The 22,368-nt window shown below is 64.0% G+C and carries 18 protein-coding genes; 5 read left to right on the top strand and 13 right to left on the bottom strand.

Translation table 11 applies throughout. The annotated features are described in order from the left end of the window. Positions 1-134 precede the first annotated feature (134 nt). From OES25_08285 to OES25_08265, 5 genes are all read right to left on the bottom strand, one after another. Positions 135-1,088: a GDP-L-fucose synthase gene (locus OES25_08285; protein ID MDH3627641.1), complete on the bottom strand. Its 954-nt coding sequence runs from the start codon at positions 1,086-1,088 to the stop codon at positions 135-137. A gap of 46 nt (positions 1,089-1,134) precedes the next feature. Beyond that, positions 1,135-2,886: a DUF4838 domain-containing protein gene (locus OES25_08280; GenBank protein ID MDH3627640.1), complete on the bottom strand. Its 1,752-nt coding sequence runs from the start codon at positions 2,884-2,886 to the stop codon at positions 1,135-1,137. Continuing rightward, on the bottom strand, positions 2,883-3,758 hold the full coding sequence (locus OES25_08275; protein ID MDH3627639.1) for a sulfotransferase: 876 nt from the start codon (positions 3,756-3,758) through the stop codon (positions 2,883-2,885). Before OES25_08275 ends, OES25_08280 begins: the two co-directional genes overlap by 4 nt. Before the next feature lie 7 nt (positions 3,759-3,765). Further along, the gene (locus tag OES25_08270) at positions 3,766-5,499 is read right to left on the bottom strand and encodes a carbamoyltransferase (protein MDH3627638.1); all 1,734 of its coding nucleotides are present in this window, start codon (positions 5,497-5,499) and stop codon (positions 3,766-3,768) included. A 74-nt stretch (positions 5,500-5,573) separates the two neighbouring features. Beyond that, on the bottom strand, positions 5,574-8,624 hold the full coding sequence (locus OES25_08265; protein ID MDH3627637.1) for a hypothetical protein: 3,051 nt from the start codon (positions 8,622-8,624) through the stop codon (positions 5,574-5,576). An 81-nt stretch (positions 8,625-8,705) separates the two neighbouring features. On the opposite strand from OES25_08265, the gene OES25_08260 reads away from it, so the two are divergent. Both OES25_08260 and OES25_08255 read left to right on the top strand, forming a co-directional pair. Next, on the top strand, positions 8,706-9,518 hold the full coding sequence (locus tag OES25_08260) for an SAM-dependent chlorinase/fluorinase (GenBank protein MDH3627636.1): 813 nt from the start codon (positions 8,706-8,708) through the stop codon (positions 9,516-9,518). Positions 9,519-9,521: 3 nt separating this feature from the next. After that, positions 9,522-10,706 (top strand): acetyl-CoA C-acetyltransferase, encoded by a 1,185-nt coding sequence (locus OES25_08255; protein MDH3627635.1) that lies wholly within the window; start codon positions 9,522-9,524, stop codon positions 10,704-10,706. On the opposite strand, the gene OES25_08250 is transcribed toward OES25_08255, so the two are convergent. After that, positions 10,703-11,164 carry a hypothetical protein gene (locus tag OES25_08250; protein ID MDH3627634.1) on the bottom strand — a complete coding sequence of 154 codons (462 nt, stop codon included), beginning with the start codon at positions 11,162-11,164 and terminating at the stop codon, positions 10,703-10,705. The two genes, OES25_08255 and OES25_08250, sit on opposite strands and share 4 nt — an antisense overlap. 131 nt (positions 11,165-11,295) lie before the next feature. On the opposite strand from OES25_08250, the gene OES25_08245 reads away from it, so the two are divergent. Then, the gene (locus OES25_08245; GenBank protein MDH3627633.1) at positions 11,296-12,765 is read left to right on the top strand and encodes a DUF4388 domain-containing protein; all 1,470 of its coding nucleotides are present in this window, start codon (positions 11,296-11,298) and stop codon (positions 12,763-12,765) included. On the opposite strand, the gene OES25_08240 is transcribed toward OES25_08245, so the two are convergent. After that, a complete protein-coding gene (locus OES25_08240; GenBank protein MDH3627632.1) occupies positions 12,762-13,139 on the bottom strand; it encodes a holo-ACP synthase in 378 nt (125 codons plus the stop codon). The genes OES25_08245 and OES25_08240 overlap by 4 nt on opposite strands. Positions 13,140-13,293: 154 nt before the next feature. On the opposite strand from OES25_08240, the gene OES25_08235 reads away from it, so the two are divergent. Next, positions 13,294-14,841, top strand: a complete 1,548-nt coding sequence (locus tag OES25_08235) for an NYN domain-containing protein (protein MDH3627631.1) — start codon at positions 13,294-13,296, stop codon at positions 14,839-14,841. Here the strand turns inward: OES25_08235 and OES25_08230 are convergent. Genes OES25_08230 through OES25_08205 form a run of 6 tightly spaced genes read right to left on the bottom strand, consistent with a single transcriptional unit; the run spans position 14,786 to position 20,082 of the window. Next, complete coding sequence (locus OES25_08230; GenBank protein ID MDH3627630.1) at positions 14,786-15,550, bottom strand: UDP-2,3-diacylglucosamine diphosphatase; 765 nt, start codon at positions 15,548-15,550, stop codon at positions 14,786-14,788. The two genes, OES25_08235 and OES25_08230, sit on opposite strands and share 56 nt — an antisense overlap. After that, positions 15,547-16,662, bottom strand: a complete 1,116-nt coding sequence (gene tgt, locus OES25_08225) for a tRNA guanosine(34) transglycosylase Tgt (GenBank protein MDH3627629.1) — start codon at positions 16,660-16,662, stop codon at positions 15,547-15,549. The genes OES25_08230 and tgt overlap by 4 nt, the downstream gene beginning before the upstream one ends. Further along, positions 16,659-17,705, bottom strand: coding sequence for a tRNA preQ1(34) S-adenosylmethionine ribosyltransferase-isomerase QueA (gene queA, locus OES25_08220; protein MDH3627628.1), 1,047 nt, complete (start codon positions 17,703-17,705; stop codon positions 16,659-16,661). Before queA ends, tgt begins: the two co-directional genes overlap by 4 nt. Then, positions 17,702-18,586, bottom strand: coding sequence for a deoxyribonuclease IV (locus OES25_08215; protein ID MDH3627627.1), 885 nt, complete (start codon positions 18,584-18,586; stop codon positions 17,702-17,704). Before OES25_08215 ends, queA begins: the two co-directional genes overlap by 4 nt. Positions 18,587-18,619: 33 nt before the next feature. Continuing rightward, entirely contained in the window at positions 18,620-19,660 is a 1,041-nt protein-coding gene (locus tag OES25_08210) for a M48 family metallopeptidase (GenBank protein ID MDH3627626.1), read from the bottom strand. Continuing rightward, on the bottom strand, positions 19,630-20,082 hold the full coding sequence (locus OES25_08205) for a hypothetical protein (GenBank protein MDH3627625.1): 453 nt from the start codon (positions 20,080-20,082) through the stop codon (positions 19,630-19,632). The genes OES25_08210 and OES25_08205 overlap by 31 nt, the downstream gene beginning before the upstream one ends. A 186-nt stretch (positions 20,083-20,268) precedes the next feature. Between OES25_08205 and fusA the strand changes: the two genes are divergently transcribed. Continuing rightward, entirely contained in the window at positions 20,269-22,359 is a 2,091-nt protein-coding gene (gene fusA, locus OES25_08200) for an elongation factor G (protein MDH3627624.1), read from the top strand. Positions 22,360-22,368: the final 9 nt, after the last annotated feature.

Below are 22,368 nucleotides of genomic sequence, written 5' to 3'. Positions count from 1 at the left end.
GACGTAGCAAGCTCCTTTGTCGCAACCGAGTTCATCCCGGCGCGCCGATCGTTACGCAAGGCGTTTTGTACGTGTTTCGGGGAGGGCGAAGCACTCTAGTAGTCCACCCCGACACTGTCAACGGCAGGTCGTTCTTATCCGCTCCCCATCGATGCCTCGTACCACGCGGAGGTACGGGCGAGCCCGTCGTCGAGTCCGACACGGGCCTCGAAACCGAACCCGTCCCGGGCCCGTCGTGTGTCGAGACAGACCCGCGGCTGCCCGTCGGGTTTGCTGGCGTCCCACTCGAACCGTCCGGTGAATCCGACGGCGTGTCCGATCCGCTCGGTCAGGTCGCGGATCGAGGTCTCCTGCCCCGAACCCAGGTTCACCGGCTCCGGCCCGTCGTAGAGCGCCGCGGCACGGACGATTCCGACAGCGCAATCGTCCACGTAGAGAAACTCCCGGGTGGCCACGCCGGTTCCCCAGCAGGTGACGACGTCACGGCCGGCGTCGCGCGCCTCGCTACATCGACGGATCAACGCCGGGATCACGTGGGACGTCTCGGGATCGAAGTTGTCGTGAGGCCCGTAGAGGTTGACCGGCATCAGATAGATGCCGTCCATCCCGTACTGTCGGCGATAGGCCTGGAGTTGCACGAGAAGCAGCTTCTTGGCCAGACCGTAGGGCGCGGTGGTCTCCGCCGGATAACCCTCCCAGAGGTCTTCCTCCCGAAAGGGAACCGCGGTCTGTGCGGGATACGAGCAGATCGAGCCGACGCAGACGAACCGACCGACTCCCCTTCGGCGGGCGCGTTCGATCAGCAGAGCGCCCATCATCAGGTTGTCGTAGAGGAACGCGCCAGGATTTGCGTCGTGCGCTCCGATCCCTCCGACCCGTGCGGCCAGATGAATGATGAGGTCCGGTTGAGCGTCCGCGAGGAAGCGGTCGACACCTTCCTCGGTGGTCAGGTCGTAATCGGCGCTCCGCGGCACGAAGGGAGGCGGGCAACCGTGACGTGTGAGCTCCGCGACGACGGCCCGGCCGAGGAAACCTGCCCCTCCGGTCACGGCGATCCGCCGTCCGGTGAGCGCGTTGAGTTCGGTCATCGGATCCCCCGCTTCGGTCACGTCGTGAATCTATCGACGATCGTCTCTAATTCAACCCCAAAAACCAGCGGATCTCACGTTCGACCTCGGCCCGGGCCGCGGCTCGACTGGATTCGGGAAGACGACGCTCGATTTCGCGCTGCCAGGTCTCCCGGTAGCGGGCGATCAGGGTCGACAGATCCGTATCCATGGGCCAGATCCGCTGCCCGGAGAGATCCCGCGAGGACTGCCGGTAACGGACGAGCGTCGCCCGATCGAGGGTCAGGCGTCCGTGTTGGACCCGCTCGTGCTCTCGGCTTCCAGCGGGGACCGCCGCCTCGGCGGCATTCCAGAGGGTTGCCGCACGCTCGAGGAACCGGTGATCGATCGCCGTAAACGCTTCGGTCGGTGCCCGGTAGCGGATCTCCCCCCGTTGCCGTCGAGCCACGCGGCTCTGAAGACGGAGATAACGTCGCACGAGAGGGGCGGCGTCGCCGTAGAACCCATCGGTAAACTCCCGCACCAGAACGCGGTAGCTGCGATCGGGATCCACCATCCATTGCGCCAGCAACCAACGGGAGAGATCTCGCAGGTCGTCGGCCAGTGGGTCGTCGTGTTGGTAGTAGATGCCCTGCACTCCGACCCGCTCGTACAACCTCAGATCCCGCTGCATGCGACGCAGCCGCGGGAACGGCATGTCGCCATGGCTTCCGTAGTGGACGGCGTAGTCCCAGACCCAGAGCGTCTCCGCAAGCTGAGACCAACGCTGCAGCTGCTGTAGGTGTTCACGGTTGCGTGGGTGCTGCAACGGGCGGGCGAAGTCACGATGCTTGAGTGTGGAGTGACGCAGAATGACGTTAGGTGGGATGGTCGCTTCCGCCGGCGGGCCGGCGGAGTATCCGTAGGCCAGCGTTTCGATCTGCAGCTCCGGGACCCGAGAAGCGATCTCGCCGACAAAATCCAGGATTGCGCCGGACTTCCCACCAGCCCGGGCCTCCAGTTCCTGACACGGCACACACTCGCACGCCCCGTTCCAGTCGTTCTGCGAGACACTGTAGATGCGTGGTGCGAGCGCCAGGTTGGACTGTAGCCGCGCGACGATCCGGTCTCGCAACGCCTCGTCGGAGAGGCAGAGCTGTCCACCGTCGTGGAACCGTCGCCCATCGTGCTCCGAGAACCACTCCGGGTGATGATCGAAGACCGATTCCGGTTGGATCCACTTGTAGAACGTGTGGGTGTAGCCCGGAGATCCGAACTGCCAGTTCGGTGCCAGCGCGCGATCGAGCTTCGTGAAATGCCCGTTCAGGCCGCTGCGTGCGGCGAAGATCGGATCGTCCAACCCATCGAAGAGATCCCGCATCGGAAACGCGGGCCGACCGCCCCACTCCCCTTCACGGACCTGCAGCCGATCGTGGTGCGGAATCTTCGTGTCCCACGGCGTCCACCAGCGAACACCGACGACGTCCTCGAGGAAACGATGGACGGCGTAAAGGGTCCCGCGTGGTGCCCCTCCGAACAGATGAAGCTGCCCATCGACGACCCGCCGTCTCCACGTTTCCGCAGGGAGCTCGTCGTCCGTCCCGCCGATGTGGATCGTCCCGTCCCCGCCGGCCGTGACCCGCCACTCCGCGTCCGTGGCCAATTCGAGATGCAGGCGGAGCTCGTCTGCGGCGTAGCGTTCCTCATCGCTTGGGAGGTCAGGGACGACGATCGTGTTCCGCGGCTGCCCGTCGAACAGGACGACGGACTGACCGACGGCGATTCCGGACGCTAGCAACGACAGGGCGAGAACAGACACACCCTGTCGCAGGCCTCTCACGGGTTCGTGTCCGGTAGCTCGCTCCAGGGTGCCAGTTGCTTCCACTCCGCTGCGTCGTGCCGATGCGGTTTGTTGGCGGGATGGATGGTCGACAGGTCGAACTCCGGCAGTTCCATCTCCAACGCGTCGTAGACCTTCCCCAGCGTCGCCAGTGGATCGTCGCAGAACGCGTCGAAGTTCAACGAGACGAAGCGTCGCCCGTAGATCCGGCGTCCGTCCTGCTCCACCTTGTTGAAACAGTGGTGCCAGTAGACCATCAGCCGCCCGACGGCAGGCAAGGCGTAGACCGTCGCGGGGTCGATGCCGGATTCCGCCAGGCGATGGGCGAACAGCGAGTCGGTCGTCTTGCCGATGATCTTCTCGAACTGCCACCCGTTGTACTTGCCGTCACGGGTAAAGAAGTGCCGCTTGTCCAACCAGCGACGGATCCCGGCGAAGCGCCCCGTGCGCCGGGGAAGCATATGGGAAGTCGCATGACTCGCGGGGTGGCGGTAGAGATGCACGAAGACGGCGTCGGGTGCTTCGTCGTGCAGATCCTGAATCTTGTACTGGCAGCGGGTCGTGTCGAACATCATCTGTTCGCCCTCGTCCGCCAGGAATCGTAACCAGTTTCGCTGACGGTCACTGAACCCCGAGCGCAATTCCTCGTTGGCACCGATCGGCGTGAAGCGCTCCCAGAACGCGACCCCGTCTCGCTGCAGGAGTCGGTGGAACTCTTGCGGGTTGTAGATCAGCTTCGTGCTTGGCAGGTACTGGAGTTGCTGACTGAACGGCTCGTCGAAACAGGTCAGACGAGCATCCTGCCGCAGCGTTCGCCAGAAGATCGTCGTCCCCGAACGCCTGAGCCCCTGGACGATCAGCTTGATCGCCATCGTCCCGCTAACCTTCCTTACGGAGGAAGGCCTTCCCCACGACCAGCACGTCCATCTTTGTGCGCGTAAAGCAATCGATGGCGTGCCCCGGTTCGTTGACCACCGGCTCGTTCTCGTTGAACGAGGTGTTAAGAACGATCGGCGTTCCGGTCTTCTCGCCGAAAGTCGAGATCAGTCGGTGGTACAAAGGGTTCTCTTCCCTGGCGACCGTCTGCAGGCGACCGGTGCCGTCCTCGTGGGTCACCGCGGGAATCTCGGCACGCTTCTCCGGCCGGATCATGTAGACCTGCTGCATGTAGGGCACCGGGTACGAATCCTCGAAGTACTCGCCGGAGCGCTCCGCCAGAATCGACGGGGCGAAGGGACGGAAGTTCTCACGACGCTTGATCCGCTCGTTGAGAATCTCCTTCATGTCGGGGCGACGCGGGTCGACCACGATCGACCGGTTCCCGAGGGCCCGCGGCCCCCACTCGCTACGTCCCTGGAACCAGCCCACGACCTCGCCCTCGACGATCCGCGAGACGGTTCGATCGCAGAGCGCCTGTTCGTCATCGATCCACTCGTATGGCAGCCCGGCCGCATCCAGATCGGCACGGATCCGTGCATCGCTGTATTCCGGCCCGAGATACGCGTTGGGCAGAACGTAGTTGCGTGGCTGACCCAGCTCGACGTTCCAGACCCAGTACGCGGCACCCACCGCCGTCCCGGCGTCCCCGGCGGCCGGGTGGATGTGCATGTCGCGAAACGGTGTGTGCTCGAAGATCTTGCCGTTGGCCACCGAATTGTACGAGCAGCCACCGGCCAGACAGACCCGCGAACTCCCGGTGGATTTGGCCAGATGGTTGAGCGTGTGGAAATAGACGACCTCCGCCATCGCCTGAACCGAGCGGGCGATGTTGAGGTGCTTCGTTTCGAGGGGCTCGTCCTTCTGTCGTGCGGGACCGAAGCGTCGGGCCCAGGCGTCGGTGAACACGGCACCCAGCTGGGGCGAACCGTTCTCCCACTGCATCTCCGCGCCCTTGGAGTGATGATTGAAGAAGTCCAGATCGAGATCGAACTTCCCGTTGTCCTTGAGTCGGATGATCTCGTGGAACGCGTCGAGATACTCGGGCTCGCCGTAGGGCGCCAGCCCCATCACCTTGTACTCGTCACCGTAATACGGAAAGCCGATGTACTGCGTCGCCGCCGTGTAAAACTGACCCATCGAATGGGGAAACTCGATCCACTGGTCGACATCGATGCGACTGCCCTTGCCGTGACCCCACATCGTGGAGACGAAGTCTCCCATGCCGTCGATGGTCAGGCAGGCCGCCTCGTCGAAGGGCGAGAGCAGGAACGACGACGCCATGTGAGCACGATGGTGTTCGACGTTGTGCATCGTCGCCTTGATCTGCGACGGGTCGACTTCCAGCGCCTCGGCTAACGTGCTGCGCAGATCTCGCACCTTGCCCATGTTGGCCAGACGATCCTTGATCTTGGCAAACGACGGGCGACTCTGAACCGCAAACAACACTTTCTTGTGGAGATGAGCCGAGGGGTTCCGACCGATCGCGATGTGTTCGATGTCGGAGATCTTCAATCCGGCGTAGTCGAGACAGAACTGGATCGCCTCGGACGGGAATCCGGCCCAGTGCTTGATCCGACGGATCCGCTCTTCCTCGATGGCGGCAACCAGTTTGCCGTCGACTACGAGACACGCAGCAGAATCACCGTGATAGGCATTGATGCCCAGGATGTACACAACGGACTCCTCAGTCAGGGTGCGACGGGTTCCAATATCCGAAGTAATTCCGTGGAATCAATAGCAAATTCCCATCAGAAGAGCTTGAGGATCAACAGAAACAGCTCGGATTCGCCCTCGAGCTCCGGGATGTCGGATTTCAGGGCATAGCCGTAATTCAGGTTGATGACGGTCTTCCAGGGTCCCACCGTGTTGGCCTGGAGACGCACACCGGTGAACGACTGGCTCCCGAGGTCCAGCGCTTTCTCCTCGACACTGGCGTTCTCCACGAGGGCGTCGAGCTGGACGACGTCGAACAGGTTGAAGGCGTATCCGGTCCGGACGATGACTCCGCGATCGAACCGCACGCCGCTGCCGGCAAATCCCGCCAGCCGATCGGCGCCGAGAAGGCTGAACTGAAACTTCGAGAACCGATCCAGGTCCTCGCCTTCCAGGAAACTCGCCGCGACACGGAGCTTCTGAAACTTTGCCAGGTACCACTCCTTGAACGCGGAGACCCGCCAGCGCATGAACGAGTCAAACACCTCCTCCGGTGCTCCAGGGATATAAGCCTCCGTCATCGGGTCATAGACGAGGTAGGTGTCGTTGCCGATATCGAAGAGACCGAACTCCTCCCACTCGGAACGACTGGCCCGCGTCACGTTGGCGGTCAGCGACCAGCCTCGCCGGTTGTACTCGGCATCGAGCGCGGTAGCGATCAGCGTGTGGTCCTGCGGAAGTCGGTATTCCAGATCAACCGGGTTCATCGGATCCATCCGCAGATCGTCAAAGAGACGCTCGGTGTCCTTGTCGTCGAAGTAGCTCCAGGCCCGCGCCGAACCGATCAGGTTGGCCTTGAAGAACGAACCGAACGGCCTCGAGACCCGGACCGCCAGACTCTGGGAGCGTCGCTCGATGGTCTCGAATACAAGCTCGTCGTCACCGGCGAATCTCTCGTCGGATCCCTTCAGGGCCGAGAGTGTCGCATCGACGGTGATGTCGAACTTGCTGCCCCAGACATTCGGCTTGGAGCCGTTTGCGAACGCCAGCACACCGGCGAACAGCACGTTGAACTGGATGTCCTTGTGGAACAGGTCGTAGTTGAAATAGCTGACGCCGGCCAGCGGCGTGAACCCGTCGCTGGAGCCGTCCTTGAACGCACCGGCCGCGGCGAAGATCGCACTACGATTCACTTCGGTCTTGACGGTGCGGGTCCCGTCCTCCTCCCGCTGGAGATAGCGGAAGCCGTCGTCGGTGTCCCGCAACATCTGGTTGTCGGAGGCATAAGATGCCGCACGCCGGGCCTCGAACTCCTCGACCGTCGGGTTCAGGTCGTATTCGAGAAACTCGACGTCCCGCAGGACGACGAAGTTCCGTCCGGTGGCGGACCAGATCTGCTGCCCCTCGATCCTGGACAGCATGCGATAGGGACGACCCTCGCGGTCCGTCGAGATGTCGAAGAGATCCACCTCCTCGTTGGAGAGGACCGGCGATGTGAGGTTGGTCTGGATGGCGTTGGCCTTGACCCGCTCGAAGGTCTCGGTATCGATCCAGAGTTTTCCCCGGTAGAGACTCTGGTCGGCAAGCTCGGGGATCGGCTCGAACGCCAGCACGTAGGCCTTACGCCCATCCACCCGATCCAGCCCCGCGCGACGATAGGCGTACGTTCGATCCAGCGTGAGATCCAACGGTAGCGTCAGAACCTTCTCCGGCTGGAAGAACGGAATCTCGGGGATGTTCTTCCAACGAACCTTCGTCCCGTTGACGAAGTACTCGGTCTGCTCCCACTCGACCTGGGAGCCACGCTCCCAGTAGTAGACACTCTCGATGGAAAGATCGAAGCTGCCGCCCGTTCCGAGCTTGAAGTGAAAGTCGGTGCGGGCCTTGCCGGTCCAGCGATCGAGACGATCGTCCTGCTCACGCTGAACTTGCTGGTAGCGGGCGATGATCTCCTCGGCCGTCAGGTCCCGGCTACCGGTCCGCTGGATTTCCTGAGACGGCGCCTCCAGCCCACCGGCACCCTTCACGTAGCGGACCAGGAGTGGAGCCGGTCCCCGGGGAACGACGATGGCCCGACTCCCGCCAACGGAGACGCTGCGTAGGCTTCGATCGGCGTCGGCATGCAGGTCCAGCAGCTTCGGGTTTCGAAGTCGCTTCGTATCGATCACCAGCCGATCGGTCGGAAACTCCGCCGTGTCTCCCGGCGCGCGAAAGACGACCAACGTCGAGAAATCTGCGTCGTTGAAGAACCGCGCCAACGCCAACCCACCGGGTAGCGGCTGCCCGTCTCCATCGCTCACCGAGAGTTGGCCCAGAGGTGCCGGGGCGTAGCCTTCGGACACCCTCCGATGAACACCGAGGAGCCACCGGAGTTGCTCCGTGTCACCGGCTCCCATCCGGGCTACGCCACGGTCGGCGCCTAACGCCAGAGCCTCGACCGCAGCCGCCGGTGCGTCCCATGGATCGGAGCCGGGCGAGACGATGGCCCACAGACGACTCGCGGGCGGATGTTGTAACTGGGCCTGGCGAGCGCGGCCTAACCACGCCCGCCGATCGTCGGCCCTAGCGTCGCCCGCAATTGAGATCGGTAGGACATCGACATACGCCGCGACATCCAGATTCCAGAGTCGTTCCTGCCAGTCCAGTCGCCGGCCGGTCAACGTCGCCTGGACGATGGACGGAGCGCGGTCGTCCCCCGCGGCCGCGGCGCGAAGGGCAACCGCGCTGTCTTTCAGGAGGAACGCGTAGTCCTCCGCGTTCGTCGCGTCGCTCTCGCCGGTGGATCCGTGAATCTGGTAGTGATCGACCCATGTGCCCAGTTCCCGATGGGCGGCGCGAACGAAGCGCCGCCAGGACTCGATGGCGCCTTCGGCCGAGATGTCCGGATCGCCGTCAAGCACCAGGACAGTCTCGAGCCCACGATCGGACGCCGTCGTCAGACGACGTCGGGCTTCGTCCCAGCCGTCGTCTTCCCAACGTGCGGTGACGAAAACCAACGGTGGGACCGAACCCGCCACGGCGGACGCCGGGAGTAGTTCCGGCGGCCCGAGATAACCCAGGCCGCGATGGACCTCGTTTTGCGCCCCTACGGTGGACACGGCGACGAGGATCAGCAAGAGACCGCCAAGCAATTGAGACGCTTTCATGCATTCATTGTCGAGTCCTCACCCTTGCGTGTCAATCGGCTTGCCGTCTGCCCTCACCACTGACAGACTGGCGACACGGCTATGAAAACCTCCGCATCGGTGGTGACCCTGACGACGGACTTCGGTCTGGCGGATCCGTACGTCGGTCAGATGAAGGCCACGCTCTGTGGGCTCGCCCCGACGACACCGATCGTCGATCTGTGTCACGAGCTTCCGTCTCATGACATTCGGAGCGCGGCCTTCGTGCTCGAGTCGTCGTTTCCGTACACGCCGGCGAACAGTGTTCATCTCTGTGTCGTGGATCCCGGCGTCGGCGGCGACCGTGACGTGTTGGCCGCGTCGTGCCGGGGGCACCGGTTCCTCGCGCCCGACAACGGAGCCCTCGATCGCGTGGTCGCGCGTCACCCGATCGACGCGTGGATCCGCGTGGACGCCGACCGTTGGCGACTCGAACAGGTTGCCACCACCTTCGACGGCCGGGACCTGTTCGCCCCGCTCGCCGCACAGCTCCTGAACGGCGTGACAATCGAGGCGCTAGGAACCGCTGCGGCGTTACCCACGCCGGACCGACCGCAGCCCCTTCTACCGGGCGAGCAGCGGTCGGTGGAGATCGTCTGGGTCGATCGCTTCGGCAACCTGGTCGTCGATCTTCATCGTGACCAGCTGAAAGACGGGGCGCCGGAGAGTCTGGTCGTGCAAAGTGGCGATGTGCAGATCTCCGGCTTACGACGGGACTATCAGGCTCCCGACGGAAGACCGTTCGCAGTGATCGGCTCGTCAGGCTACCTTGAGATCGCGTGTCGTGAGCGGAGTGCCGCGACGACACTCGGTCGGGGCGTCGGAGATTCCATCAACGTCGCCCGGCCGGGATCCGCGTCGACAAAAGGAAGCTAGCTCATGGAACGATCAGTCCTGTTGGCCGCCGCCGTTCGCACCCCGATCGGGAAGTTCAACGGGGGGCTGGCATCTCAGACCGCCGTCGACCTCGGAACCGCGGTCTGCAAAGAGACCATCCGCCGCAGTGGGCTGGCTCCGGACCAGGTGGATCAGGTGATCTTCGGTCACGCACGCCAGGCCGGCTGCGGACCCAACCCCGCCCGTCAGGTCGCCATTCGCAGCGAGATCCCTGTCGAGAAGACGGCCATGACGATCAATCAGGCCTGCCTATCCGGCATGCAGTCGATCCTCGCGGCGATCCGCGCCATCCGCCTGGACGAGGCGGAGGTCGTCGTGGCCGGCGGGATGGAGGCGATGAGTCGGGTCCCCTACATGCTCGATGCCCGCTGGGGCTTCCGCATGGGTCATCAGGAGTTGACCGATGGCATGTATCGAGACGGGTTCCATGACCCGATCTGCGACAAGTTGATGGGTCAGACGGCCGAGACGCTGGCCACGCGTGGCGAGATCTCACGGGAAGAGCAGGATGCCTACGCCGCCCGAAGTCAACAGCGTGCGGAGATCGCCGTCGAGCATGGCCGCTTCGACGCGGAGATGATGAAAGTGGACATCTCGACGCGGAAGGGTGTCGTGACCGTCGAACGGGACGAGCATCCCCGCGCCGGCGTCACGGCCGACGGAATCTCACGAATGCGACCGGTGTTCCAGGCCGACGGCACCGTCACCGCCGCCAACAGTAGCGGCATCACCGACGGCGCCTCCGCCATGGTGGTGGCATCGGAGGAGGCGGTCGAGCGACTCAACCTCGAGCCGCTGGCACGTGTCTGCGGGTATCAGGTCGAGGGAGTCGATCCCGAGGTGATGGGCATCGGTCCTGTCCCTGCGGTCCGACGTCTCCTCAAACGGACCGAGGTCGCCCTGGATGAGATCGATCTGGTCGAGCTGAATGAGGCGTTCGCTGCGCAGGTGCTTGCGGTCGATCGCGAGCTTGGTTTCGATCCCGAGAAGTTGAACGTCAACGGCGGTGCCATCGCGCTCGGTCATCCGATCGGATGTAGCGGGAACCGGGTTGTCGTCACGCTGCTCCACGAGTTGGCACGACGGGAGGCCCGTCTCGGCCTGGCGACACTGTGCGTCTCCGGTGGGCTTGGTGGGGCGCTACTGCTGGAGCGGGTCGCGGGCTAGTTCTTCTCGGCCTCGTCCTCGCGGATATCCTGGATTGCGTCGCGATTGACCAGCCAACGACGACCGCCTTTTTCCAGGCGCACGAATGCCGGCGCCGCGTTGAGAAAGTCCAGAAGTCGATGGCGATCCGGGGGCATCGAGAACGGCAGATCACCGGAGAGTTCGCTGCCGTCGCGTAAGGTGAGCGTGACCGTTGGGCGAGCGTCCTCGGGGTCCCCTTCCCCGACGTCCTCGGACAGCACCAGGTAGAGGATTGAAGCCTTGGCGATCAAGCGTCTGGTCTCTCCCGAGAACGCCAGAAACCGTTCCCCGTCGTCATTGAGACGGTCCGTGAGGGAGTAGACCCGGCCGTGGGCGTCGGCGACGTCGGCGACGAAGAACTGACCCTCAGACTGCCGCCCGCTGTAGAGACGTAATGTGACCGGAACCTCGCGCTGAGGGATTCGCCACTGTTCCATCGGACCCTCCGAGCCGTCTTTTCGGGAAATTTAGGTCGAACCGCCTAATTCGGCCGGAGTTTATCACGACGACGGGTCCTTCCCCTTGCCCGCGGACGCCCCAGACATAGATTGAACAGGGAGGGTCCCAGATGCCGTTGTTCGGAACGCTGAAGTCGATGCCTTTGCCCGACTTGCTCCAATGGATTGGCACGTCACGTGCCACCGGAACGCTGCAACTTGAGCGGGCAAAGGTGCGCAAATCGATCTGTCTTCGTGACGGGATCATCGTCGGCTGCATGTCCGACGATCCTCCGCAGAAGCTGGGGCAGTTCCTGCTGGCCCGTGGGAGCATCGACGAGCAGACCCTCTCCCGCGCGTTGCAGGAACAGACCGGTAAGCGACGCCCGCTCGGCGAGATCCTCGTCGAGATGAAGGCGATCCTCCCCGACGACCTGACCCGCTATCTGGAGTCGCAGGCCGAAGAGACGATCTTCAGTCTATTCGACTGGGAGGACGCGGTCTTTCGTTTCAACAACGAGCTCAATGACGAGGACGTCACCTTTGCCGTCCAACTCCGGGTAGACGACGTCCTCCTCCGTGGCGTGCAACGCTACGACGAGATGAGACGGATCAAAGACACGTTCCACAATCCGCGCATCGTCCTCAGTCAGACCGGCACCGCACCTCCGACGGCGGTCCTGGACAACAAGATGGCCATGACGCTCTTCGAGGCCATCGACGGCGAGCGAACCGTCGACGACATCCTGCTGCATACCCATGGCAGCGAATTCGTCGTCAAGAAGTTCCTCTACGAGTTGCACAGCGCCGGCGTCGTGGCGATCAGCGGCCTGAAGGAGACTCCGGCCCCGACGAAAGCGCTACCCGCCACACTACCGGCGGCGGACGACGAGATTCCACTGGCGGCCGCGCCCGAGGAGTCCGAACCGGCGCCGTCTGCCGGGCCGACCCCGGTCGCCTCTCCGGTCGCCGAAGCCTCCACGCAAGAACCCACCCCGACCGACCCTCCACCCACGATCCTGACGGCCACACCGCCGGTCGCCGGGCCCTCGTTGAAGGACGACGACGGCGAACCACTGGAGGATCTGCTGGCCAACTGGGAGCCCGAGTCTTCCTCGAAAGATAACGTCGAGTCGGTCGCCGCCGATCTCTCGGAGGCGGTTGAGGCCACGCAGACGGTCGAGGCGCTGGAGGATTCCAAGGGGCATCAGTTGAACACGCGTCTCGAAGAAGTACGCGTGTTGATGAAACACGGTGAGTTCGAGAAGTCGTTGGACATCCTCGACGAGATCTACGCCCGTTTCCCCGGTGACGAGTCCCTGCGACGCCTGACCGCGGAGGCGGAAGCCGAGTTTGCGGAGAAGGCCTATCGCTACTTCCTTCCCGCCTCCAAGATCGCCGTGCTGACGAAGCCCCTGGCCGACCTGGAATCGGAGACTTTTTCGCCGACGGAGTTCTTCATGATCAGCCGTCTGGATGGCAGCTGGGATGTTCGATCGATCATCCAGATCGCACCGATGCGAGAGGCCGACGCGTTACGCACCCTCAAGCGACTCCGGGAGTCCGGTGTCATCGAATTGAAGGACCCTGAACCGTCCTAACCTTCGAGGACGACGACAGCGGCGGCGATGCCCGGCTGATGGGTCAGGCTGACGTGCGAGCGAAGGACGCCGAGTTCCACCGCCCGGTCGTGGGCCGGTCCGTGGAGTCGTAGCTCCGGCGGGGCTCCCCGCCGGCCCAGGAGCTCGATCTGGCGAAAGCCCAGTCCTCGGGACCAGCCGGTGCCCAGGGCCTTGAGGGTCGCCTCCTTGACGGCGAAACGGGCGGCCAGGGCCTGGAGCCGATCGGGGCGCCCCTGACAGGCCTCCCACTCCTGATCGGTGAACAGGCGCTGGCGAAACCGGGCCCCGCGACGGGCCAGGGCCGCGGCAAACCTTTCGATTTCGACCATATCGAGCCCGACTGCCACGATCACGATGCCCTCGATTCGCGGGATTCTCCCGCCATCGGCAGTGAGAGGTGAGGGCCGCAATGCTACAATAGGGCGGTTCCGTCTGCGACCCCCTCGCCTGTAAGCCCCTGATTTCATGGGCTTTAAATTCGAGCAGCGGTCATCGTGGAGAGTTCTCGTGTCCGCCCTCCAACCGGAAATCCTGGAGCGTCTCGGGACCGACGGCCTGCACCGGGTTCTGGACGACCTGCTGGACAAGAACCGCTTGGTTCGCCTCGTGACGGCGTCGGGTCTCAAGTACGACGGCATGCGGGTGCGTAGCCAGACTCGCAGCAAACTCCTGACCGACCTGGTGGCTCGCAGCGAGAAAGACGAGGCGACTCGACGGACGATCCTCCGCACCCTGCAGAAAGAGCTACGCCCCCTGGCCCGTCAGTGGAAGGCGGTTGCCGACGAGGAGAAGGCCCGGCGCCTGAGCAACCCGACGTTTCTCGGCAGCCGTGGCAATCTCGGGAAACACCTGTTGCTGGTGGCCGCCTCCGAGGGCGAGGGCGACAGCGCAAGCTTCGAGATGCTGCTGGCACGCAAACACCTGCTGGGACTTGCCCGCAACGGAAATGGCGCCGCCGAACCGACGCGTCCGCATCGTGAAGAACAGCGACTCAACAAGCGGATCGAGCAGTTAGAGAAGAAGCTCAAACATCTTGAGGGACAGCTGTCCAAGAGCCGAGAGAACGAACGGGTCCTCAAGCGAGACCTGATCCAGCGGAAGGGCGAACTCGCCGAGGCCAGGATGGCCGGCGAGCGACAGCGCCGCGAACTGGAACGCAGCCGGGCCGAGGGACAGAAGTCCCGCGCGGGTCGTGCCACCCCACCGGGCGACGGCAGCAGCCAGGTCGCCAAGACGCTGCGTCGTCTCAGCAACGAGCAGAAGAAGTTAACCGAGTCCATCGTGGCCCTACCGTCGCGCCGGACGGTCAGCGCCCGTCTCGATGCGTCCGCCCTGGGGCCGGTGCACGAGGCGATCGATCAACTCCGCAAGGAACTCGGATCCATCCGACGGGATCACGGCAAGCAGGAGCGGGCCCATCTGGCGAAGATGGAGAACCTCGACACGCAACTCGTCACCGCGCTCGAGTCGGTGCGCAAGCCCCGGGCCAGCAAGCGCAGCAAGAGTCGTGACGGGACACCGCGTGTCGGTGTCTTCATCGATGTCCAGAACGTCTACTACGGTGCGCGGCAGTTGAAGGGCAAGCTGGACTTTCACGCACTCCTCGAAGCCGCCACCGAGAAGCGTCGATTGATCGAGGCCACCGCCTACGTGGTCGAGTCGAAGGAGATCGATCAGTCGGGGTTCATCAAACTCCTCGAACAGCGCGCGATTGAGGTTCGACGAAAGACGCTTCAGGTTCGGGCCGACGGTTCGACGAAGGGCGACTGGGATATGGAGCTGGCGCTGGACATCCTTGCGGCGGCGCCCCGTCTGGACGTTGTGGTTCTGGTTTCGGGCGACGGCGACTTCACCTCACTCGTCAAACGCGTGAAGGGCATGGGCCCGCGGGTCGAGGTCATCGGCTTCCCGAGAACGACGGCCAAGGCCCTGCTGGAGGCCGCGGATCTCTACCGCCCGCTGGACCGCAAGTTCATGATCTACCAGCGCAAGCCTAAAGTTACGCCGAAGGGGTCGAAGAAGAGTTCGAAGAAGGACTCCGCGGGACCGACATAGAGTCCACGAAGCCCATCTCGCCGTCCGCCGTGAGACGCAGATGACGGCGACTTCCCTTCCACTCCGGCAGGACCCATAACCGGCCGCGACCGGCAACCTCGAATCGTCGCTCGACGTGGAAATGTCCAAGCACGACGTCGGTGTCGCCCGCGTCCCAACGGTCGGCCGCGATTCCGAGCAGCAGTTCCTCCGGCAGAGTCCCCTTGAAGCGACGATTCGATTTTCGCAATCGTCGCTCCATCGCGTCGCTCCAGCGGATTCGCGTGGCGACCGGGAACAGATGAAAGAGGCCCCACACCGGCGACAGACGACTGAAACGATGCCAGCGACGGTAGGAGAGATCGTCGGGGTTCAGCCCGTGACCGTGGACCGCGTAGAGTCTCCGACCGCCGAAGGTCTCGGTCCACGGAGCCTCGTCACTGATATCGAAGGTGGTTCCGCGGTGACGAGGGCCGACGCGGTAGTCCCGGTTGCCCTCCAGGTAGACCACCCGGACGCCCTGAACCCGAAGCGCCACCAACGCAGCGATGACCGCCCGGTGGTGGGCCTGCTCCATCGCCTCGTGACCCAACCATAGGTTAAAGAGATCGCCCATCAGGACGACGCACGAAACCCGACCGGCGAGACTCTGCAGGAACACGACGAAATCGGCCAGCGCCTCGTCGTCCCGATCGAGATGCACGTCACCGATGAAGACAAGATCCTTCATCCGGTCGTCTCCCGGGCCTTGCGATCGTGAAACTCCTGCCGAAAACGATCGAACCGCTGCTCGTCGATGGCGTCACGAATCTCCCGCATCAGCTCCAGATAATGGTGCAGGTTGTGGATCGTGTGGAGTCGCGCCGCGAGGATCTCGTTCGAGAGGAACAGATGCCGCAGGTAGCCCCGCGAATAACCACGACAGGTTTCACAACCGCACTGCTCGTCCAGCGGGCGGGGGTCGCGGGCATATTCGGAACGCTTGATGTGGACCTTCCCTGTGCGGGTGAACAGGGTGCCGTTCCTCGCGTTCCGTGTCGGCATGACACAGTCAAACATATCCACACCCAGCGCCACCGATTCGACCAGGTCTTCCGGTCGTCCGACTCCCATCAGATAGCGCGGCCGATCGACCGGCAACATCGCCGCCGTCTCGCCGACGATGCGGGCGATCGCCTCCACCGGCTCCCCCACGGAGACACCACCGATGGCATAACCCGGAAAGTCCATCTGCCGTAAGGCCTCGGCACTTCGTGCGCGAAGGTCGAGATGGATCCCGCCCTGCACGATGCCGAACAGGGCGCCGGAACCGGAATAGGCGTCCCGCGATCGCGTGGCCCATCGTGTGCTGCGATCGACGGCGGACTCGATCTGCTCGCGCTCGGCGGGGAACGGTGGGCACTCGTCGAGCACCATCACGATATCCGAGCCCAGGGACTGCTGAATCTCCATGCTGCGTTCCGGCGAGAGTAGATGGCTACTCCCGTCGAGATGGGAGCGAAACAGCACCCCCTCCTCTTCCACGCGACGGCGATCGGACAACGAGAACACCTGAAACCCACCGGAATCGGTGAGGATCGGTCGTCGCCAGTTCATGAAGCGATGGAGACCGCCCAGCTCCTCGACGACCCGGTGACCGGGACGCAGGTAGAGGTGATAGGTGTTGCCAAGCAGGATGCTGCAACCGATCTGCTCGAGTTCGTCGACCGTGACTGCCTTGACCGTACCGGCGGTCCCCACGGGCATGAAGACCGGCGTCTCGATCACCCCACGATCAGTCGTAAGCTTACCCCGGCGCGCCAGTCCGTCTGTGCCAAGCAGCGTGTAACCGAATCCGCTCACTGGATCAACATCCCATCGCCGTAGGAGAAGAAACGATACTCGTGATCGATCGCCTCACGATACGCCGCCAGCACCGACTCCCGACCGGCAAACGCCGACACCAACATCAGGAGCGTCGAGGACGGCAGGTGGAAGTTCGTGATCATGGCATCGACCGCGCGAAAACGAAAACCCGGATAGACGAAAAGTTCGGACCGGCCCTCCGCGTGACGGATCTCGCCGCTCTCGTCGATGCAGGACTCCAGCGTCCTCACGACGGTGGTCCCCACCGCGACGACGCGACCGCCCTCGCTGCGCGTCTTACGGATCTGTTCCGCGGTCGACTCGCTGAGTGTGTAACGTTCGCCATGCATCCGATGATCCTCGACACGCGTCACTCGGACCGGCTGGAAGGTGCCGGGACCGACATGAAGCGTCACGGTCGCCCGGGCCACGCCTGCGTCTTCCAGACGACCCAGGAGTTCCCGACTGAAGTGTAACCCCGCGGTCGGCGCAGCAACGGCGCCGGGACTTCGGGCGAACACCGTTTGATAACGATCGCGATCCTCGTCGTCGGATTCGTCGGATCCTCGATCGATGTAAGGCGGCAACGGCATCCGCCCCGACTCTTCGAGGATGCTGAGGACCGACGCGCCCGTATCGCCGAATCGGACTCGGGGGCCGTGTCGATCGGGATCCAGGACCTCGACGGAGGTGCCGTCGGCCAACCGCAGCGCCGACCCGACGGCGGGCTTTCGGGACGCACGCATCCACGCGCGCCAGACCCGATCGTCGCCCGTGGACGGGTCGGGCTCGATCAACAACAGCTCCACCCGCCCACCGCTCTCCTTGGTGGCGTACAGGCGAGTCGGCAAGACCTTCGTGTCATTGAAGACCAGCAGGTCGCCGGAGCGCAACAGGGACGGCAACTTGTCGAAAGTCCGATGGATCACCGAGCCGTCCCCGCGACCCAGGAGCATCAGACGCGATGCATCGCGTCGCTGCAGCGGGCGTTGGGCGATCAGGCTCGACGGGAGGTCGAACGAGAAATCGTCGACGTTCAACGGCGTGACTTCGGCAACAACGCTCGCAGGCGCGCAAGATTACGACGATCGTCCTCGAGATCCTCGTCCTTGGCGGTCTCGAGAACCATCGGGACGTCGTGGAAGCGTCGGTCGTTCAGCAAGGCGCGAAAGCCCTCGATGCCGACATGTCCGTCGCCGATATGCTCGTGTCGATCGCGTCGGCTGCCGAGCTCGTGCTTCGAGTCGTTGAGGTGGAAGGCCCGGATGTTCTCCGTGCCGAAAGTGGACTCCACCTCCTTCATCGTCGCCTTGTAGCCGGACGGGGTGGCGACGTCGTAGCCGGCCGCCAGGGCGTGACAGGTGTCGAAGCAGACGGCCAGTCGCTCCCGCGACTTCGCCAACTCGAGGATCCGTTGCAGGTGTTCGAACCGGTGACCCAGATTGGTTCCCTGGCCGGCGGTGTTCTCGAGCAGCACCCTGACCGCGCCTTTTCGAACCCTTCTCTTCGGCGCGAAGATCGCATCCAGTGAACGGGCCACGCGTTCGAGGCCGACCTCCTCCCCGTCTTTCATGTGAGAGCCGGGGTGAAGAACCAGACCGGGAATTCCAAGCAACTCACATCGCTCGATCTCCTGTGCCAGCGCGTCGATGGAGCGCTTGCGCATCGCCTCGTCCGGGGAGGCGAGATTGATCAGGTACGTCGCGTGAGCGATCACGTACGGTCCGAGACCCCGCGCCTCCAGCCCCTGCCGAAACGCCTTGATGTCGTCCTCGGGCAACGGTTTCGGGGTCCACTGGCGGGCCGACTTGACAAACACCTGAAGCGCCGTCGAATCGACACGATCGGCACGCTCCAGCGCCAGGGGTATGCCCCCGGCGATCGACATGTGGGAACCCAGGCGAGCGCGTTTGACGGCCATCGAACCTCCTCAGGGGCCCGATCCTAGCGCGACTCAGCCCAGTGGCGCACCCAGCAGCCGCCAGGCCAGGATCACCAACCCACCCAGCGTCGCCCAGGCCAGCCAGAGCCCCCAGCGCGGTCGCGATCGACCTGCGGGACGTGACTCGACCCCTCGTAGCTCGTCGACACTCTCCCAGCTGGGATCGCGAGTGGCGGCGACGGCGATGCGGCGGAACGGTTCGCGGTTGATCCGGCCCGCATCCGAGATCGGCTGTCGATGGCGGAAGCTGTCCAGTCGTCGTTTGCGCTCCTTCGATGACGGGTGGGCCACCGCGTAGCGGGTGACGACGGGATCCTGAACGCGCACCCGATCGGTCACACGATCCAGAAATCGATCCACCGAACGGAGGTCGTAGCCACACTCGGCAGTAACCCGGAAGGCGACCTCGTCGGCCGCGTGCTCCCGTTCGCGACCGAACCCGAGCGCGATCATGTCCTCGGCGGCATCCAGCCAACCCTTCTCGGCATCCTGACCGTCGTTCTTCGACAGCGAGTCGACGCCAAGCCGCACCATCTTCATGGCGACATCGCGAGACGCCGCGTGGGCGAACTCGTGGGCCAGTACGAAGGCGAACTCCGCCTCGTCCTCGAGGCTCGCCAGTAGACCGGTGCTGAGCAGAACGGTGCCCGACGGCATCGCCAGGGCCCACCAGCCGGGATCGTCGCAGAGCGTGACGCGCGGGGCCTCTGGTGCCCCCGGAAGATGCGACACCAATCGGCGAGTCAGACCGTTCAGATAGCGGCGGACCGTGACGCGATCGACCAGCGCCCAACGAGTCGCGAGGGTCTGCTGCATCTCCATCTCGACCGCGTGGGCCAGTTCGACCTCGCCGTCCTGCGGGACCGACTCCTCGGTGACGATCTCACCGGCCTCCCAGAAGAAGCGAGTGCTGCATCGGTCGCAGCGACAGATCGATTCGCGGAACAGGTGGGTCGAGATGGCCGCGGTCTCAGGAACCGGCTCCTCGCAATGGGGGCAGGGAGCGGTCGTGGTGTCCTCGATCAGTTTTGGCGGTTCGACAGTCGCATCCATACCCACCCACCTACGAGTCCCAGAACGGCACCGGCTCCGGCGCCGGTCATGATCGGCCAGCTGGCCGTCGTCAACGACGGCCCATAGTAGCCTGCGGCGGCGCCGATCGTCGCGAGGCCGCTCACGGTGGTCAGTGGGTGGAAGCGTTGCCCGGCTTCGGGGCTGGCCGGCAGGTCCCGTTCGGGCTGCTCCGGCATTTCGCCTGCGGCGGCCAGCGGAGCTGCAAGCCCCGGATGATCCATGCCGATTCCCATCGCCGCGTCGTCCTGCCGATCCACGGCCTGAGCGACCCGATAGGCCTTCCGTCGGCCCAGTGGGAACTGGGTCTCGCACTGGCCACACGCCGCGACCTGCGAGGCGGCCATTGCCGCGTCAAACGAATGACGGTAGGCCGTCTGGCATGAGGGACACTGAACGATCATCGAACCCCCTCCGGGAATCGTCAACGAGGCAGACCCGGCAAACGTAGGTTCCCCCCGGGGAGGGGTCAAGAATCTGCGCAATGTCGTCGTTTGAGGGGGTTTCGAACGCTGTGGTATAGTCCCGCGTTCCCCTCAAACCTGGTCGAGATTTCGCGGCTGGAAACCGCCTGCGCGGGAGGTCATTCGATGAAGGTCTACAAGACCAAGGACGTTCGCAACGTTGTGCTGCTGGGTCACGGCGACTCCGGAAAGACGACCCTGACGTCTCATCTGTTGTTCACCTCCGGAACGCTCAAGCGTCTCGGCAAGGTCGACGACGGCACCGCAGTCACCGACTTCGACGATGAGGAGACCCACCGCAAGATCTCCCTCCAGACGGCCATCGCACCGGTCGAGTGGAATCAGCACAAGATCAACGTGATCGACACGCCGGGGTATTCGTCCTTCGTCGCCGATGCGCTCGGCGGCGTCGCCGTCGCCGACTCCGCGTTCATCCTGGTCGACGCCGTCGCCGGTCCCGAGGTGATCACCCGACGGACCTTCCGTTTCGCCACGGCACGCACCCTGCCGATCGTCTTCGTCGTCAACAAGATGGACCGCGATAGCGCGTCGTTCGAACGAACCGTCGCCGCGATTCAGGATCGTTTCGGTCGCGAGTCCATTCCGCTGCAGATCCCGCTCGGCGAGGAGGCGGCGTTCGACGGTGCCGTCGACCTGCTGACGATGAAGGCCCACCGTTACGAGAAGGACGGCAAGGGCACGTATAAAGAGGAAGACATTCCGGGCGAGCTGAAAGATGCGGCCGGGACCGCCCGCGCGGTGCTCGTCGAGATGGTTGCCGAGACCGATGACGCGCTGATGGAAGCGTTCTTCGAGAACGGCGAGTTGACCAACGAACAGGTTCGCGAGGGTCTGGCCAAGGGTCTCCGTGAACGGACCGTCATGCCGATCCTCTGCTCCTCCTCGCTTCATGGTGTCGGGATCCAGGACCTGCTGGAGTTGTCCGTCCAGATGATGCCCGCGCCGACCGAGTCTCGGCCCCGCAAGGGCACCGACGCCGACGGGAAAGAGGTCGACTGCCCGATCTCGCCCGACGATCCCGTCAAACTCTTCGTGTTCAAGACCGTTGCCGACCCGTTCGCCGGGCAGCTCTCGCTGTTCCGTGTCGTCTCCGGCACCCTCACTGACGGCGCGACCCTGCTGAATGTCCGCGCAGGCCAGAACGAGCGGATCGCGCACGTCGCCTACTCACAGGGCAAGACGATCGAGCAGATCAGCGAGCTGCACGCCGGCGATCTGGGCGTCGTCGCCAAGCTCAAGGACACCCAGACCAACGACTCACTCTGCGACCCTGCCCACGCCATCAAGATGAAGCCGGTCGCGTTTCCCGAACCGTCCATCTCGTTCGCCGTCGAACCGAAGTCCAAGGGCGACGAAGAGAAGATCAGCACGGCGCTGCACCGACTGATCGACGAGGACCCCGTCCTGCGGGCCGGACGCGACGGCAAGACCCACGAACTGCTGCTCTCGGGTACCGACCAGGTTCATGTCGAGGTCGCCATCGCCAAGATGAAGAAGAAGTTCGGAGTCGACGCGATCCTCAAGCAGCCGAAGGTCCCCTACCTCGAGACCATCAAGAAGAGATCGGGCCAGGTCAACGGACGCCACAAGAAGCAGTCCGGTGGGCGTGGCCAGTTCGGCGACTGTGTGATCGAGATGGAACCGCTCCCCCGCGGCAGCGGCTTCGAGTTCGTCGACAAGATCTTCGGTGGATCGATCCCTCAGAACTTCCGTCCCGCCGTCCAGAAGGGCATCGTCGAGACCGCGGCCCGTGGCTGGCTCAGCGGCAACCCGATGATCGATTTCCGCGTGACGCTGGTGGACGGTTCGTATCACACCGTCGACTCGTCGGAGATGGCGTTCAAGATCGCCGGCTCGGTCGCCTTCAAGGCGGCGATGGACAAGTGCAAGCCCACGCTCCTGGAACCGGTCATGAACGTCGAGATCACGATTCCCGAGGACTTCATGGGCGACATCATGGGCGACCTGTCCTCCCGGCGCGGCAAGCCACAGGGGATGGACGCCGATGGCGACTACCAGGTGATCCGCGCGCAGGTGCCGATGGCAGAGATGCTGACCTACGCCTCCACACTCAAGTCGATCACTTCCGATCGCGGCACGTACCACATGGAGTTCAGCCACTACGAAGAAGCTCCAAGCAACGTACGCGAACAGGTGATGGGCGAGTACCGCAAGTCTCAGGAAGCCCATTCCTGATTCGAGGGT

The organism is Acidobacteriota bacterium (assembly GCA_029861955.1).
Taxonomy (GTDB): Bacteria; Acidobacteriota; Polarisedimenticolia; order Polarisedimenticolales; family Polarisedimenticolaceae; genus JAOTYK01.
The sequence above is the reverse complement of the archived record's forward strand: the minus strand, read 5'-3'. Positions and strand labels throughout refer to the sequence as shown.